Source organism: Pelagibacterium lacus (genome assembly GCF_003345525.1).
Taxonomy (GTDB): Bacteria; Pseudomonadota; Alphaproteobacteria; order Rhizobiales; family Devosiaceae; genus Pelagibacterium; species Pelagibacterium lacus.
On sequence record NZ_QQNH01000006.1, the window covers coordinates 35,333 to 53,597 of the forward strand.

An 18,265-nucleotide genomic window follows, 5' to 3' on the forward strand; every position below is an offset into this window, starting at 1 on the left:
CACGCCAGCTTTATCCCCAGGGCCTAGGTCTCGCCTCGCAACGGCGGACGCATGGGCGTCGCCGACGGATCAGCAAGGTTTGGATCACCAACATGCTCAAGACACTGCTCGCCGGCTCCACCGCCGGTATCGTACTTCTCGCCGCTGCCGCTCCGGCCCTGGCACAGACCGAAATCAACTGGTGGCACTCCATGGGCGGCGAGCTTGGCGAACGCCTGGTCGGCATCGCCGATGATTTCAACGCCTCCCAGGACGAATACGTCGTCGTCCCCTCCTATCGCGGCGAATACGAGGAATCGATGGTCAACACCATCGCCGCCTTCCGCGCCGGCGAACAGCCCCATATCGTGCAGGTCTATGAAGTTGGCACCGGCACCATGATGGCCGCCCAGGGCGCCGTCTACCCGGTCTATCAGCTCATGGCCGACCACGGCTCGGATTTCGATCCCAACGCCTATCTCCCTGTGGTCACCGGCTATTACACCGACACCGAAGGCAATATGCTTTCGATGCCGTTCAACTCCTCGACCCCGATCCTTTACTACAACAAGGACGTGTTCGCCGCCGCCGGCCTCGATCCCGAAACCGCTCCGGCGACCTGGGAAGACATCGAGTCCTTCTCGCAGGCGATCCTCGATTCCGGCGCCGCCCAGTGCGGTTTCACCATGGCTTATACGGCAACCTGGCTCGGCACCGAAAACCTCTCGGCGCTGCACAACGTGCCCTATGGCACGCTGGAGAACGGCTTTGGCGGCCTGTCGAGCGAGTTGGCCTTCAACCATGAGCTCGCCGTCCGTCTCTGGGACAAGCTGGCCGAATGGCAGGATGCGGGCATCTATGCCTATGGCGGCACCGCCGGCGGCGCCGACAATGCGCCCAAGTTCTATTCGGGCGAATGCGCCATGTACATGAACTCCTCGGCCTCGCGCGCTGGCGTTCTGGCCAATGCCGATGGTTTCGAAGTCGGCTTCGGCATGCTGCCGGTGTTCGGCGACGTCGCAGGCGCCCCGCAGAACTCGATCATCGGCGGTGCCACCCTGTGGACCCTCGCCGGTCACGAAGACACCGAATATGAAGGCGTCGCCGAATTCCTCACCTATCTGTCCTCGGCCGAAGTGCAGGCCGCCTGGCACCAGGCCACCGGCTATCTCCCGGTGACCCTCGCCGCTTACGAACTGAGCCAGGAACAGGGCTATTACGACGCCAATCCGGGTTCGGACATCGCCATCCGCCAGATCAACCTCAACGAGCCGACTGAGAACTCCAAGGGCGTGCGCTTCGGCAACATGCCCCAGATCCGCACCGTTCTCGATGAGGAATTCCAGGCAGTTCTCTCGGGCGACAAGACTGCCCAGGAGGCCCTGGATTCGGCCGTCCAGCGCGGCAACCAGATCCTGCGCGAATTCGAAGCCGCCAACAGCTAAGGCAGACGCCACCCGCATGGAAGGGCCGGTCGAATCCGGCCCTTCCCTTTTTTTCACGATGGGCGGATGATGGAAACCAAACGCACAGTCTTTCCCAACAAATTGCTGCCCTATCTGTTCGTGGCGCCGCAATTGGTCATCACTCTGGTGTTCTTCATCTGGCCGGCGACCCAGGCGGTCAAATCCTCGTTCGAGCGCACCGATCCCTTCGGGTTCTCGACCCAGTTCGTGGGGATCACCCATTACATCCGCCTGTTCCAGGACCCGCTCTATCTCAATTCCGTCGGGCGCACGGTGGTCTTTGCCGTCGCGGTCACTGCGATTTCCATGGGGCTGGCGCTGTTGTTTGCCGCGGCGGTGTCCCGGCTGGTGCGCTCGTCCCAGTTCTACACCACGCTGCTGGTCTGGCCTTATGCGGTGGCCCCGGTGGTCGCGGGCATATTATGGTGGTTCCTGTTCAATTCCTCCACCGGCATCCTGCCCTATATGCTGCGCTATTTCGGCGTGGTGTGGAACGCCAATCTCAATGGCACCCATGCGATGATCCTCGTCATCATCGCCGCTGCCTGGAAGCAGATTTCCTATAATTTCCTGTTCTTTCTCGCCGGCATGCAATCGGTGCCCCATTCGCTGACCGAGGCCGCAGCCATCGACGGCGCGGGTCCGCTCAAACGCTTCTGGACCATCGTCTTCCCGCTCTTGTCGCCGACCACCTTCTTCCTGTTCATCGTCAACATCAACTACGTGATGTTCGACACCTTCGGCATCATCGCCGCGACCACCAATGGCGGGCCCAACCAGGCGACCAATATCCTGGTTTACAAGGTTTATTCCGACGGATTCATCGGGCTCAACATCGGATCGTCATCGGCCCAATCGGTGGTGCTGATGCTCTTTGTCATCGCGCTCACCTTCATCCAGTTCCGCTATGTGGAACGCCGCGTAAACTATTGAGGGGAACGGTCCCGTGGTTGAAAACAGACCCTTTCTCGGTTTTCTCACCCATCTGGTGCTGATCGCCGGCGTCATCGTCGTCGCCTTCCCGGTCTATGTGGCGATCATCGCCATGACCCATACCGACGTGACCCTCAACAGCGGCGCCCCGCTCCTGCCCGGCGCCGAGCTGATCTCCAATCTCATCGCCGTGTGGACCTTCGACCCGCCGGGCGCGCCGCCCTTCTGGCTGATGGTGTGGAACTCGACGCTGATGGCGCTGATCATCATGGTGGGCAAGATCGCCATCTCGATCATATCGGCCTATGCCATCGTCTATTTCCGCTTCCCCTTCCGAACGCTCGCCTTCTGGATCATCTTCATCACCTTGATGCTGCCGGTGGAAGTGCGAATCATCCCCACCTATGAGGTGGTCGCCAATCTAGGCATGCTCAATTCCTATGCCGGGCTCACCATCCCGCTCATAGCCTCGGCCACCGCGACCTTCCTGTTCCGTCAGTTCTTCATGACCATCCCCGACGAGATGATGGAAGCGGCACGGGTCGATGGCGCGGGTCCGCTCAAATTCTTCCGCGATATTCTCCTGCCGCTCTCGCGCACCAATATCGCGGCCCTGTGCATCATCCTCTTCATCTATGGCTGGGTGCAATATCTCTGGCCGCTTCTGGTCACCACGCGCGAGGAGCACTTCACCCTGATGATGGGCGTGCGCCAGATGGCCGGCGCCCAGGAGGTCGATCCGCAGTGGAACCTCATCATGACGGCGGTGGTACTCGCCATGCTGCCCCCCGTTCTCATCGTCATTGCCATGCAGCGCCTGTTCGTCAAAGGCCTCGTGGAAACGGAGAAATAACCCCATGGCCTCCATCACGCTTTCCGCCGTCAAGAAGACCTATCAGGGTCAGGTGACCGCCATTCACGGGCTCGATCTTTCCATCGCGGACGGTGAACTCGTCGTCCTTGTCGGCCCGTCCGGCTGCGGCAAGTCCACCCTGCTGCGCATGATCGCCGGGCTTGAAACCATCACCTCGGGCGAGGTGAGGATCGGCGACACCATGGTCAACCGGCTCGAACCCGCCGAGCGCGACATCGCCATGGTGTTCCAGAACTATGCGCTCTATCCGCATATGAGCGTGCGCCAGAACCTCGAATACGGGCTGAAGAACCGCAGGACGCCGCGCCCCGAGATCGACCGCCGCGTCACCGAGGCGGCCCGCATCCTCGAGATCGAGCCTTTCCTCGACCGCAAGCCGCGCCAGCTCTCGGGCGGGCAGCGCCAACGCGTCGCCATGGGCCGCGCCATCGTGCGCCAGCCCAAGGCCTTCCTGTTCGACGAGCCGCTTTCCAATCTCGACGCCAAGCTGCGCGGCCAGATGCGGGTGGAAATCCGCCGCCTGCAGCGCACGCTGGGCACCACGTCGGTCTATGTCACCCATGACCAGCTCGAAGCCATGACCATGGCCGACAAGCTGGTGGTGATGAATGGCGGGCGGATCGAGCAGGTCGGCCGGCCCCTCGAAGTCTATTCCCGGCCCGCCTCGCTGTTCGTCGCCGGCTTCATGGGCTCGCCGGGCATGAACCTCATTCCCGCCCCGGCCCTGGCCGGCATTGCGGGCGGGCTGCCCGACAGCGTCGGCCCGGCCTGCGGCACCATCGGCATCCGCCCCGAGGACGTGGCGCTCACAGCCCCCGACCGGCCGCATCTGCGCCTCGATGCGGTGCTTGACGCGGTGGAACTGGTCGGCTCGGAAAGCCTCGTCTATGCGCATGTGGCGGGGCTGGACAGCGAGGTGGTGCTGCGCACCCCCGGCATCCATGCCGGCGAGCCGGGCCAGACACTGGGCCTTCACATCGCCCATGCCGACCTGCACTGCTTCGACGCCGAAAGCGGACGGCGGCTCGCTTCCTAGCGGCTTCGCCAGAATCGCGCCGCAGATCGGGTCCACGCTGGCCGGGACGTATCCGAGCGTGGAGACCCAAGGTGAAGCCTATCCTGATCGTGCTGCTGGCCGTCCTTGCCGGCGGCCCCGCCCTCGCCCAGGCGCCCGAGACCGCCCCCTATGCCAAAACGCTGTTCGCCCGGCTCCATCCCGAGGACCAGGGTCTGGCCCGGGGCTGGCAGGAGGGGCTCGCCGGACTGCTCGACACAGTCCGGGAGTCGTCCGACGATCCGGAAACCCTCGATGCCATTCCCCAATTCCTGGCCCTGGCCGAGGCGCCGCACCTTCCCTTCGCCCTTGCCGAACTGGAGGGCGACTGGCGGATGCGCTCCCTGCAGGCCACCGATTACGGCGCCTTCATCTACCAGTATTTCCCGGCCCGCATTTATCCCGAGGGCGATGCCTATGTGTTCGACAAGAATTCCGGCTCCCAGCGCCATCGCGGCCTTCTGGCCCAGAAGGATGACACCAGCGCCTTCTTCGTCGGCGCGCTCTATTACGGCTACGAGGCCCCGCGCCTCTATTCGGCGATGACGGTGGGGGAAACCACGCCGGAACAGCGCGAATTCGACGCGGTGGCCGAGATCTACAAGATCGGCGAAGCGCATTTCCTCATGGCCTTCGCGCCGGAAGACGGCCGCTATCGCCTCTACGAAATCCGCAAATAGCGCGCCCGCAACGCTACCGATCGATCCGCGTCGAGAGGATGATGGCGCTCATGGTGCGCTCGACCCCCTCGATTCCGCCGATCCTGTCGATCACCGCATCGAGCTCGGCGACCGAGGGCGCCTGGAGGATCACGATCATGTCGAAGCTCCCCGAGACCGAATGCACCGTGCGCACCGCGATCAGCGCTTCGAGGGCCTTGACCACCTGGGAGACCAGCTTGGGCGAGACGGTCACGAGAAGATGGGCGCGAATCTGGCTGGAGAGGTAGCGCCCCGAGAGCTTGACGGCATAGCCGGCGATGATGCCGGTACGCTCCAGCCGTTCGAGCCGGCTCTGGGCCGTGGAGCGCGAAACCCCCATGCGCCGGGCCAGTTCGGCCACCGGCATGCGGGCATCCTCCCGCAACAGGGCGAGAAGGGTTTCATCGGCGTTAATTTTCGTCATTATGACGTAAATTTCCGTCAGTTTGTCCAATCTTACCCGCAATTGTGCTCTGAATGGGCCTACAAATCAACGGGAGTGCATGCCATCCTTTCGGCAAGACTGATCCGAATGCACAGGAAGATGGTATGAAACAGATCGTCGTCGTTGGGGCCGGACGCATTGGCGCCACTATCGCGGACATGCTCGATGAGAGCGGCGATTATGCGGTGACCGTGGTCGACCGCTCGGCCGAGGCGCTGGCGGCCCTCGATACGGGTCCCAAGGTCAAGACCGCGCAATGCGAGGTCTCCGAGCCCGGCGCGCTGGAAAAAGTGCTCGAAGGCAAGTTCGCCGTGCTCTCGGCGGCGCCCTATTCGCTGACCATCCGCATCGCCGAGGCCGCGGCGGCGGCCGGGGTGCATTATCTCGACCTCACCGAGGACGTGAAATCCACCCGCCGCGTCAAGGAAATCGCCGCCGGCGCCGAAACCGCCTTCATTCCCCAATGCGGGCTGGCCCCCGGCTTCATCGCCATCGCCGCCATGAGCCTTGCCAAGCGCTTCGACACCCTCGAAGAGGTCAAGATGAAGGTCGGCGCCCTGCCGCAGCATCCCGCCAATGTGCTCGGCTACGCCCTCACCTGGTCGCCCGAAGGGGTGATCAACGAATATTGCGAGCCCTGCGAGGCGATCGTCGACGGCAAGCTGGCCGAGATCGCCCCGCTCGAAGACCTCGAAGAGGTGAGCATCGACGGCGTGCGCTACGAGGCCTTCAACACCTCGGGCGGGCTGGGCTCCACCCCGCAGGCGCTGCTGGGCAAGGTCAAGAACCTCAACTACCGCACCATTCGCTATCCCGGCCACGCCGCGATCATGAAGCTGCTGCTCAACGATCTCAATCTGCGTGACCGCCGCGACCTGGCCCTCGATATTTTCCGCCACGCGCTCACCCCCACCAGCCAGGACAAGGTGGTGATCCTTGTCGAGGTGACCGGGACCCGCGACGGCAAGCCGGCCCAGGAGCGCTTCGAGCGCACCGTGCTGTCGGGCCGGGTGGGCGATCGCGAGCGCACGGCGATCCAGATCACCACCGCCTCGGGCATTTCCACCGTGCTCGATATGCTGGCTTCGGGCGCCCTGCCGCAAAAGGGCTTCGTCGCCCAGGAGGACATCGATCTCGATACCTTCCTCGCCAACCGCTTCGGCAAGGCCTATGCCGCCGACGGGCCGGTGCGCAAGGTCGCCTGATCGCCGACCCGGAAACGGGATCGGCGCGAAGGTGAGGGGAAAGCGGTGCCCTCCTACCGCGCCCTCACCTTCGCGATCAGCGCCATGGCCGCGGCCGGGTTGTTTTCCTTGAAGCCGGAAATGACGAAGGCGAAGACGTCGCGCGGCGTCGCTTCGGGCGCCTTGCCGCGCAAAGGCAGGTCCTCGGGCACCCCGCCCCCGGCATAGGTGACGATCCGGTCGGCCCAGGCGTCGAGCGCCGCCTCGGAATAGCCCTTCTCATGCTCGGCGCTGCTGCCCTGCAGCCGCAGATAGACGAAATCGGCGGTGGGATCGGCGATCACCTCATATTCGGCGTCGGCGCCGGTGACCAGCCCCACCCCATATTGGCGCGCCAGCGCCACGGCCTCGCCATTGGCAAAGCTCGCATGCCGCGCCTCCACTGCATGGCGCAGCCTGCGTCCGTTCACCTCTTCGGGCAGCAGCTTGAGGAAGGCCTCGAAATCGGCCGGATCGAACGGCTTGGTCTTGGCCAATTGCCAGTTGATCGGCCCCAGCTTGTCCTTGAGTTCGGCCACCCCGCCGTCCACGAAGCGCATCACCGACTCCCCCGCCTCGCCCAGCACCCGGCGATTGGTGGCATAGCGCGTGCCCTTGAGGGCGAACATGAAGTCATCCGGCACCGAATCGTGCCATTTGGCGAAACTTTCCGGCTTCTGGCTGCCATAGAAGGTGCCGTTGATCTCGACCCCGGTCATGGTCGCGCCCATATGCTCGAGCTCGCGCTTTTGCGGCAGCTTTTCGGGATAATAGGTGCCGCGCCACGGCTCGAACGTCCAGCCGCCCACCCCGATGAATATCCTGCCTGCCATGCCGGGTCCTCCGCTGCGATGGCCGCCAGCCTAGCACGCGCCCCGCCCCCTGCGGCAAGGGGGCTCTTTTCCTTTGGTAGGGGGCGTGATAAGGCAATCTGCCTTTCTTCCTCTCGCCGAAAGCGCCATGTCTCCTCTCTCCCATCCGTTCGACGCCGCCATCTTCGACATGGACGGCACCCTGCTCGACACCGAGAACGTCTTCAAGACCATCGTCTACGAGATCTGCGCCGAGCTGGGCTTCGAGATGACCGAGCAGGTGCATATGCGCATGGTGGGGTCCTCGCACGAAACCACTGCCCGCCTGCTCGAGGAAACCTATGGCACGGGCTTTTCCTATCTCGAATTCGATACGCGCTGCCGCGCCGTGATGAGCGACCGGCTGCATCAGGGGGTTCCGGTCAAGCCCGGGGCGCGGGAATTGCTCGGCGCGCTGCGCGAGCTCGACATCCGGCTGGCCGTCGCCACCTCCTCGCGCGCCAGCCACGCCCTGTCGCATCTGCAACGGGCCGGGGTGATCGAATTCTTCGACACCATCGTCACCCGCGACGACGTGCTCCATCCCAAGCCGCACCCCGAACCCTATGTCACCGCCGCCGGGCGGCTGGGGGTCGATCCGGCGCTGTGCATCGCCTTCGAGGATTCCCATGCCGGCGTGCGCGCCGCCCATGCGGCGGGCATGCGCACCGTCATGGTGCCCGATCTCGTCCAGCCCACCGACGAGGTCGCGGCGCTTTGTGCCGCGGTGCTCGAGAGCCTGGCCCATGCCCATGAACACCTGGTGCCTGCAAATGGGTTGCAAAGGCATTTGCAAGTAAAATCAAGAGGATAGACAGGAGCGACGAATCTGGATTATGCCATGCGCAGTGGAGCGCATCATGACCCAGACCCTCAGACTCGCCCTTGGCAGCCTCGGCATCGCCATCGCCGTATTGGCGCTCAAGCTGTGGGCGGCCCGCATCACGGGATCGGTGGCGCTGCTCTCGGATGCGCTGGAATCGGTGGTCAACCTCGCCACGGCGCTGGCGGCGCTGATCGCCGTGCGGCTGGCGGCGCGCCCGGCCGATACGCGCATGCCCTATGGCTATCACAAGGCCGAATATTTCTCCGCCGTGATCGAGGGGGTGTTCATCGTCGTCGCGGCGCTTTTGATCTTCCATCAGGCCTATGAGGGGTTCCGCGCCCCCGCTCCCATCGAAGCGCCGTTCGAGGGCATCGCGATTTCCATGCTGGCCACGGCGATCAACGGCGTCTGGTGCGTGGTGCTCATCCGCCAGGGGCGCAGGCTCCACTCCCCGGCGCTGGAGGCCGATGGCCAGCATCTGTGGACCGATGTGCTCTCCTCGATCGGGGTGGCCGCCGGGCTGGTGCTGGTGATCGTCACCGGCATGCCGGTGCTCGATTCCGTGCTTGCCGCGCTGGTGGGGCTCAACATCCTGTGGTCGGGGACCCGGCTGCTGGCCAGCAGCGTCGGGCAGTTGATGGACGTCGCCGTGCCCAAGGAGCAGCTCGACGCCATCAGGGAAACCATCGGGGCCAATGCGCAAGGGGCGATCGAGGCCCATGACGTGCGCACGCGTCAGGCGGGCAAGGTCACCTTCATCGACTTCCACCTCGTGGTGCCCGGCACAATGAGCGTCGAGGAGGCGCATGCGATCTGCGACCGCATCGAGGCGGCGCTGCAGGCCGACCACGCCGAGGCCATGGTCACCATCCATGTGGAGCCCGAGGCCAAGGCGAAGCATTCGGGCATCGTAGTGCTCTGACCTCTTGCGGCGGCCATGCGCCGCACCGCGTCGCAATTGCATCAAATGCCGGCCAATCCCGCCACTTCCCCTTCAGGTCCTCCCGATAGGCCTTCTCAAACGCGATCAAACTGGCTAGGTTAACCAAAAATTAAGCTTAACATCGCGTTAATTGCCGCGTGTGACTAGGGTGCGCGTGCAATCGGAAAAACGGCTGGTCAGGGCCGGACGGGGTACAAGAAGGGGCACATATGGCGCGGGCGACGCACGCCATTCTGGGCATGGTTACGGGGGCCGTCATGGCCCTTTCGGTTGCGGGGGCGGCCAAGGCGCAGGAGGCGGAACTCACCGCTGAGCTGCTCACCCATTATATCGCTTCCACCGATTACCGCCCCACTGATGAGCGCAAGGAACTGGCGGCGAGCGAGGTCTATTGCCTCGCCCAGGCCGTCTATCACGAATCGCGCGGCGAGCCGGAAAGCGGGCAATGGGCCGTCGCGTCGGTGATCCTCAACCGCGTAGAAAGCCGCGCCTATCCCGATACGGTGTGCGACGTGGTGTTCCAGAACGCCCATCTGCCCAATCGCTGCCAGTTCTCCTTTGCCTGCGACGGACGCCCCGACGATGGCGGCAAGGGCAATATCATCGATCGCGAGAGCTGGGTGAAGTCCAACCTCATCGCCCAGATCGCCTATCGCCAGTTCCTCGAAGGCGAGCGCCATCCCGATGACGGGCTCACCACGGCCATGCATTTCCACACCACCAGCGTCCGGCCCTCCTGGGCCTCGGCCTATGTGGAAGTCGCCGCCATCGGCAATCATATCTTTTATTGAACGCCTACCAGATACAAAAAAGGCCCGCTCCGGCATCCCGGAGCGGGCCTTTTCATTTATAGCGCCGTAAAGCCTATTCGGCGGCCACGGCGAGGCGCGGGCCGGCTTCGGCGATCTGCGCGTCGGCGGCGGCGAATTTCTCGAAATTGGCTTCGAACAGGCCGACCAGCTTGGCCGACTGGCGGTCATAGGCGTCCTTGTCTTCCCAGCTCTCGCGCGGGGTCAGCAGCCTGGAATCGACGCCATTGACCGCGAGCGGCACCTGGAAGCCGAACACCGGATCGACGCGGGAGGGCACGTTGACCAGTTCCCCCGACAGGGCCGCGTTGAGCAGCAGGCGGGTGTCCTTGATCGAGATGCGGCTGCCCACGCCATAGGGGCCGCCGGTCCAGCCGGTGTTGATCAGCCAGCATTCGGCGAGGCTTTCGCGGATGCGCTTCTTGAGCATGCGGCCATAGACCGTGGGGTGCAGGCTCATGAAGGGGGCGCCGAAACAGGCCGAGAAGGTGGCCTCGGGATCGACCACGCCGCGCTCGGTCCCCGCCACCTTGGCGGTGTAGCCCGAAAGGAAGTGGTAGATCGCCTGCTCGGGCGACAGCCGCGCGATGGGCGGCAGGACGCCGAAGGCATCGGCGGTCAGCAGCACCACATTGGTCGGCGTCGGGCCGGTGCCGGTGCGCGAGACATTGTCGAGCACATAGAGCGGGTAGGCGGCGCGGGTGTTCTCGGTCTTGGAGCCGTCGGCGAAATCGGGCTCGCGGGTTACGGAATCGAGGGCCACGTTCTCGAGCACGGTGGCGAAGGTCTTGGCGGCGGCGTAGATTTCCGGCTCGGCCTTTTGCGACAGGTTGATGGTCTTGGCGTAGCAGCCGCCTTCGAGGTTGAAGACGCCTTCGTCGGACCAGCCATGCTCGTCATCGCCGATCAGCACGCGCTCCGGATCGGTCGAAAGCGTGGTCTTGCCGGTACCCGACAGGCCGAAGAACAGCGCCGTATCGCCGCCCTTGCCGGTATTGGCCGAGCAGTGCATGGGCAGGACGCCATCGGACGGGGCGTGGAAATTGAACAGCGAGAACACCGATTTCTTGATCTCGCCGGCATAGGCGGTGCCGCCGATCAGGACGATATTGCGCGCCAGGTCGAGGGCGATCACCGTGTCGGTGCGCGTGCCGTGCCGGGCCGGATCGGCCTTGAAATCGGGGTTGTGCAGGATGGTGACGTTGGGCGCGAAGCCGTCGAGTCCGGCCCGGGCCGGACGGATCAGCAGGTTGCGGATGAACAGCGCGTGCCAGGCCGAGGGGGTCAACACTTCCACATTGAGCTGGTGCTTGAGCTCGGCCCCGGCCAGCAATTGCTGCGAGAACAGCTCGGCCCCGGCGAGGCTGGCGGTGAAATCGGCCAGCAGGATCTCGAAATGCTCCGGGCTCAGGGCCTTGGTATTGTCCCACCACACGAGGTTCTCGGTCACCTCGTCGCGGACGATGAACTTGTCGGACGGGGAGCGGCCGGTGAACTTGCCCGTATCGGCGACAAAGGCGCCGTCGGCGCTCAGCTGCCCCTGGTTGCGGGCAATGGCGGCTTCGAGCAGCACGGGCGCGGCATCGTTATAGTGGATCGCGCTGGCTTTTCCGGCAATATCGGCGGCAAGGCTCTGGCAGGTCACGTCGGTCATCTCGGGCACTCATGGATGCAATGATAGTGCCGCCAACTTAAGGGGCCGGCCCCGTGCGGGCCATCTGGCAAAGGGTCGTAAGACGATAGTCTCACAGTGCGGCCAGCGATGCGGAGGGAGCGCAATTGCGCTGCAGCGGGGCAAAGCCGCGCGAGGGCGGGCGGGAACCATTTGGCCTTGCCTTAATTTGCGCGTATTATGAGGGGCACAAGGCACCATATGTTCATGTGATGTTGAAAGACTGGCCGGCCACCCCTATCTGCCGGCCGTAAACCGCCATGAAGGGAAGTGCATGCCCAAGATCGCTCTGGTTGACGACGACCGCAACATTCTCACCTCGGTGTCGATGACGCTTGAGGCCGAAGGTTATCAGGTCGCGACCTTCACCGACGGCGCCTCGGGCCTTGACGGGCTGACCTCGGAACGCCCGGACCTGGCCATTCTCGACATCAAGATGCCGCGCATGGACGGCATGGAGCTGCTGCGCCGCCTGCGGCAGAAATCCGACGTGCCGGTGATCTTCCTCACCTCCAAGGACGAGGAGATCGACGAATTGTTCGGCCTCAAGATGGGGGCCGACGATTTCATCACCAAGCCGTTCTCCCAGCGGCTCCTGGTCGAGCGGGTCAAGGCCGTGCTGCGCCGCGCCGCCGCGCCCAAGGAGCAGGGCGCTGCCGCCGTCACCAATGGCGAGGACGGGACGCCCCGCACCTCGCTGGAACGCGGCTCGCTAGTCATGGACCAGGAGCGCCATACCTGCACCTGGAAGGGCCAGCGGGTGACCCTCACGGTCACCGAATTCCTCATCCTGCTCGCCCTGGCCCAGCGCCCCGGCGTGGTCAAGAGCCGCAACGCCCTGATGGACGCGGCCTATGACGACCAGGTCTATGTCGACGACCGCACCATCGACAGCCACATCAAGCGGTTGCGCAAGAAGTTCAAGAGCGTGGACGACAATTTCGACATGATCGAAACGCTCTATGGCGTGGGCTACCGCTTCAAGGAGCAATAGGTCCCTCGGTGGACGCCAGCGCGCCAATCCCCTCCGACCCCGCGGCGCGGGACGATCGCAAGGCCGAGGCCGCCCGGGAGAGGCGCGCGGCCCGGCGCCCCCTGCTGCGCCCGGTCTTCGCCTTTTTCCGCGCCATCGGCCGGGCCATCAACTTCACCTTCTTTTCCTCGCTCACCCGCCGGATCGTCATCCTCAACCTCGTGGCGCTGGCGGCGCTGGTGGCGGGGATCATGTATCTCAATTCCTTCCGCTCGGGGCTGATCGACGTGCGCGTCTCGGCCCTGCGGGTGCAGGGGGAGATCATCGCCGCGGCGATCGCCGCCTCGGCGACGGCGGATTCGGAAACCATCACCGTCAATCCCGACCGGCTGCTCGAGCTCTATATGGGCGAATACGCCTCCCCCTACGCCCTGTTCGATCCCAGCCTCGAATTTCCCATCAATCCCGAGCGGGTGGCGCCGCTGCTGCGCAATCTCGTGACCCCGACCCGGACCCGGGCCCGCATCTACGACCGCGACGGCATGCTGATCCTCGACAGCAACAACATCTATGCCAGCGGGGAGATCCTGCGCCAGGCGACGCCGGCCGCCGAACCGCGCGACACCCCGTTCTTCTTTGCGGTGTGGAACTGGTTCGGGCGCCTGCTGCGCGGGGGCGACTATCCGCTCTATCAGGACTATGCGGCCCATGAGGGGCTCAACTATCCCGAGGTCGCCGCCGCGCTGGGCGCCGCCCCCGCCGATATCGTGCGCGTCGACGCGCGCGGGCAATTGGTGGTCTCGGTCGCCGTGCCCATCCAGCGCCAGCGCAATGTGGTGGGGGCGCTGCTGCTCTCGACCAGCCCGGGCGAGATCGACGCCATCGTCGCCCAGGAACGCTGGTCGATCCTGCGGCTCTCCTTCGTCGCGGCGCTCGTCACCGGCACGCTCTCGGCGCTGATGGCCAGCACCATCGCCGGGCCCATGCGCAGGCTGTCGGCCGCCGCCGAGCGGGTGCAGACCACCATCACCGCGCGGGCGGAAATCCCCGACTATACGGAGCGCTCCGACGAGATCGGGCATCTGTCCGGCGCGCTGCGCGCCATGACCAACGCGCTTTACAACCGCATCGAGGCCATCGAGCGCTTCGCCGCCGACGTGGCCCACGAGCTCAAGAACCCGCTCACCTCGCTGCGCAGCGCCATCGAGACCCTGCCCCTGGCCCGGACCGAGGCGGACCGCCAGCGACTGGTCGACATCATCCAGCACGATGTGCGCCGCCTCGACCGGCTGATCTCCGACATCTCCAATGCCAGCCGCATCGACGCCGAGCTGGCGCGGGAGAACACCGAGACGGTCAACCTCGCCGAACTGGGGGCGGCCATCGTCGCCATCCAGGCCGATCTGGCCGCCAATCACGGGGTGACGGTGCATCTGGCGGTCGCGCCGTCGCGCCATGCGCCGCTGGTCAAGGGCCATGATACACGCCTCGCCCAGGTGTTCACCAATCTGATCGACAATGCGGTGTCCTTCTCCCCCGAGGGCGGCACGGTGACCGTGCGCATCGGCACCGATTCCGAGAGCGTATGGGTCGCCGTCGAGGACGAGGGGCGCGGCATCGAGGGCGATAGCGAAAAAGTGTTCCAGCGCTTTTACACCGACCGCCCGGAGGGCGAGAGCTTCGGCGATCATTCGGGGCTAGGCCTTTCCATTTCACGCCAGATCGCCCAGGCGCATCAGGGCACGCTTGACGCGGATAACCGTTCCGATGCAACTGGGGCGGTTTTCACCCTCAAGCTGCCGCGAGCCAGGACGTGACGAGCCCAAAGCACAATACCCACGGAACCGGCATCCTGGTCGGCGACCACGGCATCCTGCTCACCGGCGTCTCGGGAGCCGGCAAGTCGCTGCTGGCCATCGACCTTCTGGAACAGGCCCGACTGCGCCGCGAGACCGCGCTGCTGATCTCGGACGACCGGGTGCTGCTGTCGGTCGACGAGGACGGGCTGGTGATGGAAGCCCCCGACACCATCGAGGGGATGATCGAACTGCGCGGGCGCGGCATCGTCACGCTGCCCTTCACCAAGCGCGCCCATGTGCATCTGGTGGTCGAACTGGTCGAGGAGGAGGAGCGCCTGCTCGAGGAAAGCGCGCTCTCGACCCGGATGCACGGGATTTTCGTGCCCCGCTGCCCGGTGCCGCGCCGCGGGCGGATCGACGGGCTGCATCAACGCTTTCTCGTCCATGCCGCCCTGCGGGCGCTGGGCGCCAGGCTGGGATAAAAAACGCTTGCAACCCCGCCCCGCCCGTTCAAGAGTCCGGCGGGACGGGCGCTGGCCAGGAAAGGGTGCTGTTGCAATGATTGGCATGGTCCTTGTGACCCATGGAAAGCTCGCCGAGGAGTTCCTCTCGGCGCTCGAACACGTGGTGGGCCCGCAGGACAATGTGGCCACGGTCTCGATCGGGCCCGATGACGACATGGAGGCGCGGCGCCAGGACATCCTCACCGCCGTCGAGGCGGTGGATGCGGGCCGGGGCGTGGTGATTCTCACCGACATGTTCGGCGGTACCCCCTCCAACCTCGCCATATCCGTCATGCAGGACCGCGAGATCGAGGTGATCGCCGGGCTCAACCTGCCCATGGTGGTCAAGCTGGCCCGGGTGCGCGAGGGTGCCGGCATGCGCGAGGCGGTGGGGCTCGCCGCCGAGGCCGGGCGCAAATATATCAACGTCGCCAACGACGTCCTGGGCAAATGAGCGCCCCGGTGACCGATTGCGGCCGGGCGATCTGCCAGCGGCTCACCATCTGCAACCGGCGCGGCCTGCACGCCCGCGCCTCGGCGCGCTTCGTGCGCATGGCCGATCATTTCGACGCCGAGGTCAGCGTCACCCGCGACGGGGTGACGGTGGGCGGCACCTCGATCATGGGGCTGATGATGCTGGCGGCGGGGCCCGGCGCGACCATATTGGTGCAGGCCACCGGGCGGCAGGCCCGGGAGGCGGTCGAGGCGCTGACCGAACTGGTCAATAACGGCTTTGACGAGGACAATGACGGTGCCGAACCCGCATAGGCCCGGCGCCGCACAAGCCCGGACACGGCCATGATCAAGCGCATCGTCTGCGTGGCCGGGGCCCTTCTGGGCGCGGTGGCCCTCTCCCAGACCCCCGAATATACCCAGCAATATACCCAGCGCCTGGCCGGGGCGGTGGACGAACTCACCACGATCATCACCCGCTTCGACGAGGACGCGGCCCGCTTCGGGCTGAGCCGGGAGGAAGGGCTGGAGCGCTACCAGGCCAGCCCCGACGATTTCCTCGCCGGGCGCGGCCTTTCCATGCAGGCGGTGTTCGCCCGCCACGAGGCGCTTGCGGCGCAGCTGGCCGATCTGCGCGCCGCCGGCGGCATGACCAAAATCCTCTCGCTCACGCAATATTTCGATAGCGATGTGGGCGCCGCAGCGCTGGAGGATTTCCGCCCCGCCGTGCCGGTCACCCTCGAGGGCCTCGCCTTCGCCCTGGTCGGCTGGGTCATGGGCTATGCGCTGGCCTGGGGCGGAGCCACCACCGCCGCTGCGCCCTTCCGCCGGCGCCGCCCCCGGGTGCGCGTCAGCCGGCGCTGATCGGGTCCGACGGGATATAAATCTTTCTTTATGTCCCGGTTGCCTCGGCGGCGCGGGCTGGCGTATAAGGTCGGCTGACCACGATCACCAGCAACCAGAAGCGGAGAACGGGCCCATGAGCGCGGCTTCCCCCAATTACGCCGTTCGCGACATTTCCCTTGCCGGCTATGGCCGCAAGGAGATCGCGATGGCCGAGATCGAGATGCCCGGCTTGATGGCCATTCGGGCCGAAAATGCCGAGCGCCAGCCCCTGAAGGGCGCGCGCATCGCCGGCTCGCTGCACATGACCATCCAGACCGCCGTGCTGATCGAAACCCTGGTGGCGCTGGGGGCCGAGGTGCGCTGGGCCTCGTGCAACATCTTTTCCACCCAGGACCACGCCGCCGCGGCCATTGCCGAAGCGGGCATTCCGGTCTTTGCCCATAAGGGTGAAACGCTCGAGGAATACTGGGATTTCGCCGACCGCATCCTCGACTGGGGCAATGGCGAGGTCGCCAACATGATCCTCGACGATGGCGGCGACGCCACCATGCTGGTGCTGCTGGGCGCCAGGGCCGAAACCGATCCTTCCGTTCTGGCCGACCCCAAGAACGAGGAAGAGGAAGCGCTGTTCGCCACCATAAAGCGGCGGCTGGCCAGCCAGCCGGGCTTTTATTCCCGCTGCCGCGCGTCGATCCGCGGCGTATCCGAAGAAACCACCACCGGGGTAATGCGGCTCTACCAGTTGCAGGAGCGGGGCGAACTGCCCTTCCCGGCCATCAACGTCAACGATTCGGTGACCAAGTCGAAATTCGACAACCGCTATGGCTGCCGTGAAAGCCTCGTGGACGCCATCCGCCGCGGCACCGACGTGATGATGGCCGGCAAGGTGGCGATCGTGTGCGGCTATGGCGATGTGGGCAAGGGCTCGGCCGAATCCCTGCGCGGGGCCGGGGCGCGGGTTCTGGTCACCGAGATCGACCCCATCTGCGCGCTGCAGGCGGCCATGGACGGCTATGAGGTGGTGACGCTGGACGACGCCATCGAGCGCGCCGACATCGTGGTCACCGCCACCGGCAACAAGGACGTCTTGACCATCGAGCACATGCGCCGCACCAAGAACATGGCCATCGTGTGCAATATCGGCCATTTCGACAACGAGATCCAGGTCGCCGCCCTGCGCAACCTCAAATGGGACAACGTCAAGCCCCAGGTCGACCTCGTGGAATTTCCCGACGGCAAGAAGATGATCCTGCTGTCCGAGGGACGGCTGGTCAATCTGGGCAACGCCACCGGCCACCCCTCTTTCGTCATGAGCGCCTCGTTCTCCAACCAGACGCTGGCGCAGATCGAATTGTGGACCAAGGGGGACGATTACGGCAACGAAGTCTACATCCTCCCCAAGCATCTCGACGAGAAGGTGGCGCGTCTGCATCTGGACAAGCTGGGCGCCAAGCTGACCCAGCTCAGCCCCACCCAGGCCGCCTATATCGGCGTCGACCCCCACGGCCCCTTCAAGAGCGAACACTACCGGTATTGAGGGACGCGCGGTCCCTCCCCAAGCCCCGGAATCGCCCTCCCCTTGACGGGGAGGGGTTAGGGGTGGGGTGGGGCCAAGGGCTCAAGGCCCGATTTGCCGGCTGACGCCGGCACCCCCACCCTCAATCCCTCCCCTCAAGGGGGAGGGAGGCCAGGCTGTGCGGGAGGTGGGGTGGGGCCAGGGGCACCAGCATCCGCCTTCATCCCATGCCGGAACAAATCAGGACCGCCGCCCGCGTCAATGGCGGCGGCGGGGTTTAAGTTATCCCCGTCCGCAAAGTTGACTCTTTTTCCCGATTCGCCCCCCCTGTATGGTTAACCGATTCGCGAGGCCCGTCTCGGTGATCGCACGGGCAAGTCAAGGTGAAATCTTTGGGCA

At 65.1% G+C, this 18,265-nt stretch carries 19 protein-coding genes; 16 read left to right on the plus strand and 3 right to left on the minus strand.

Translation table 11 applies throughout. The annotated features are described in order from the left end of the window. Nucleotides 1–92: 92 nt before the first annotated feature. From ugpB to DVH29_RS06145, 5 genes are all read left to right on the plus strand, one after another. Nucleotides 93–1,424: a sn-glycerol-3-phosphate ABC transporter substrate-binding protein UgpB gene (gene ugpB / locus DVH29_RS06125; RefSeq protein ID WP_114645288.1), complete on the plus strand. Its 1,332-nt coding sequence runs from the start codon at nt 93–95 to the stop codon at nt 1,422–1,424. A gap of 69 nt (nt 1,425–1,493) precedes the next feature. Next, nucleotides 1,494–2,378 carry a sn-glycerol-3-phosphate ABC transporter permease UgpA gene (ugpA, locus tag DVH29_RS06130; protein ID WP_114645427.1) on the plus strand — a complete coding sequence of 295 codons (885 nt, stop codon included), beginning with the start codon at nt 1,494–1,496 and terminating at the stop codon, nt 2,376–2,378. A gap of 13 nt (nt 2,379–2,391) precedes the next feature. Next, complete coding sequence (gene ugpE / locus DVH29_RS06135) at nt 2,392–3,231, plus strand: sn-glycerol-3-phosphate ABC transporter permease UgpE (RefSeq protein ID WP_114645289.1); 840 nt, start codon at nt 2,392–2,394, stop codon at nt 3,229–3,231. Between the two features lie 4 nt (nt 3,232–3,235). After that, entirely contained in the window at nt 3,236–4,288 is a 1,053-nt protein-coding gene (locus DVH29_RS06140) for a sn-glycerol-3-phosphate import ATP-binding protein UgpC (RefSeq protein ID WP_114645290.1), read from the plus strand. A 71-nt stretch (nt 4,289–4,359) separates the two neighbouring features. Beyond that, the gene (locus DVH29_RS06145; RefSeq protein WP_158541580.1) at nt 4,360–4,986 is read left to right on the plus strand and encodes a DUF4893 domain-containing protein; all 627 of its coding nucleotides are present in this window, start codon (nt 4,360–4,362) and stop codon (nt 4,984–4,986) included. A 13-nt stretch (nt 4,987–4,999) separates the two neighbouring features. On the opposite strand, the gene DVH29_RS06150 is transcribed toward DVH29_RS06145, so the two are convergent. After that, a complete protein-coding gene (locus DVH29_RS06150; protein ID WP_114645428.1) occupies nt 5,000–5,431 on the minus strand; it encodes an Lrp/AsnC family transcriptional regulator in 432 nt (143 codons plus the stop codon). Between the two features lie 125 nt (nt 5,432–5,556). Between DVH29_RS06150 and DVH29_RS06155 the strand changes: the two genes are divergently transcribed. Further along, a complete protein-coding gene (locus tag DVH29_RS06155; protein ID WP_114645292.1) occupies nt 5,557–6,657 on the plus strand; it encodes a saccharopine dehydrogenase family protein in 1,101 nt (366 codons plus the stop codon). A 53-nt stretch (nt 6,658–6,710) separates the two neighbouring features. Here the strand turns inward: DVH29_RS06155 and DVH29_RS06160 are convergent, their stop codons facing one another. Further along, a complete protein-coding gene (locus DVH29_RS06160; protein WP_114645293.1) occupies nt 6,711–7,508 on the minus strand; it encodes a DUF72 domain-containing protein in 798 nt (265 codons plus the stop codon). 127 nt (nt 7,509–7,635) lie between these two features. Here DVH29_RS06160 and DVH29_RS06165 point away from each other — a divergent pair, with 127 nt between their 5' ends. The 3 genes from DVH29_RS06165 (at nt 7,636) to DVH29_RS06175 (ending at nt 10,086) form a co-directional block, all read left to right on the plus strand. Further along, the gene (locus DVH29_RS06165; protein WP_114645294.1) at nt 7,636–8,340 is read left to right on the plus strand and encodes an HAD family hydrolase; all 705 of its coding nucleotides are present in this window, start codon (nt 7,636–7,638) and stop codon (nt 8,338–8,340) included. A 46-nt stretch (nt 8,341–8,386) separates the two neighbouring features. Beyond that, complete coding sequence (locus DVH29_RS06170) at nt 8,387–9,274, plus strand: cation diffusion facilitator family transporter (RefSeq protein WP_199562535.1); 888 nt, start codon at nt 8,387–8,389, stop codon at nt 9,272–9,274. 230 nt (nt 9,275–9,504) lie between these two features. Further along, complete coding sequence (locus DVH29_RS06175) at nt 9,505–10,086, plus strand: cell wall hydrolase (RefSeq protein WP_114645295.1); 582 nt, start codon at nt 9,505–9,507, stop codon at nt 10,084–10,086. Between the two features lie 73 nt (nt 10,087–10,159). On the opposite strand, the gene DVH29_RS06180 is transcribed toward DVH29_RS06175, so the two are convergent. Next, on the minus strand, nt 10,160–11,758 hold the full coding sequence (locus DVH29_RS06180) for a phosphoenolpyruvate carboxykinase (protein WP_114645296.1): 1,599 nt from the start codon (nt 11,756–11,758) through the stop codon (nt 10,160–10,162). A 292-nt stretch (nt 11,759–12,050) separates the two neighbouring features. Between DVH29_RS06180 and DVH29_RS06185 the strand changes: the two genes are divergently transcribed. The 7 genes from DVH29_RS06185 (at nt 12,051) to ahcY (ending at nt 17,887) form a co-directional block, all read left to right on the plus strand. After that, entirely contained in the window at nt 12,051–12,770 is a 720-nt protein-coding gene (locus tag DVH29_RS06185; protein WP_114645297.1) for a response regulator transcription factor, read from the plus strand. Between the two features lie 8 nt (nt 12,771–12,778). Then, nucleotides 12,779–14,566: a sensor histidine kinase gene (locus DVH29_RS06190; protein WP_114645298.1), complete on the plus strand. Its 1,788-nt coding sequence runs from the start codon at nt 12,779–12,781 to the stop codon at nt 14,564–14,566. Further along, entirely contained in the window at nt 14,563–15,030 is a 468-nt protein-coding gene (locus tag DVH29_RS06195; RefSeq protein ID WP_114645299.1) for an HPr kinase/phosphorylase, read from the plus strand. The genes DVH29_RS06190 and DVH29_RS06195 overlap by 4 nt, the downstream gene beginning before the upstream one ends. A 76-nt stretch (nt 15,031–15,106) precedes the next feature. Next, the gene (locus DVH29_RS06200) at nt 15,107–15,505 is read left to right on the plus strand and encodes a PTS sugar transporter subunit IIA (RefSeq protein WP_114645300.1); all 399 of its coding nucleotides are present in this window, start codon (nt 15,107–15,109) and stop codon (nt 15,503–15,505) included. After that, nucleotides 15,502–15,819, plus strand: a complete 318-nt coding sequence (locus DVH29_RS06205) for an HPr family phosphocarrier protein (protein WP_114645301.1) — start codon at nt 15,502–15,504, stop codon at nt 15,817–15,819. Before DVH29_RS06200 ends, DVH29_RS06205 begins: the two co-directional genes overlap by 4 nt. Nucleotides 15,820–15,849: 30 nt before the next feature. Continuing rightward, complete coding sequence (locus DVH29_RS06210; RefSeq protein ID WP_114645302.1) at nt 15,850–16,368, plus strand: DUF2937 family protein; 519 nt, start codon at nt 15,850–15,852, stop codon at nt 16,366–16,368. Nucleotides 16,369–16,483: 115 nt separating this feature from the next. After that, nucleotides 16,484–17,887 carry an adenosylhomocysteinase gene (gene ahcY / locus DVH29_RS06215; RefSeq protein ID WP_114645303.1) on the plus strand — a complete coding sequence of 468 codons (1,404 nt, stop codon included), beginning with the start codon at nt 16,484–16,486 and terminating at the stop codon, nt 17,885–17,887. Nucleotides 17,888–18,265 lie beyond the last annotated feature (378 nt).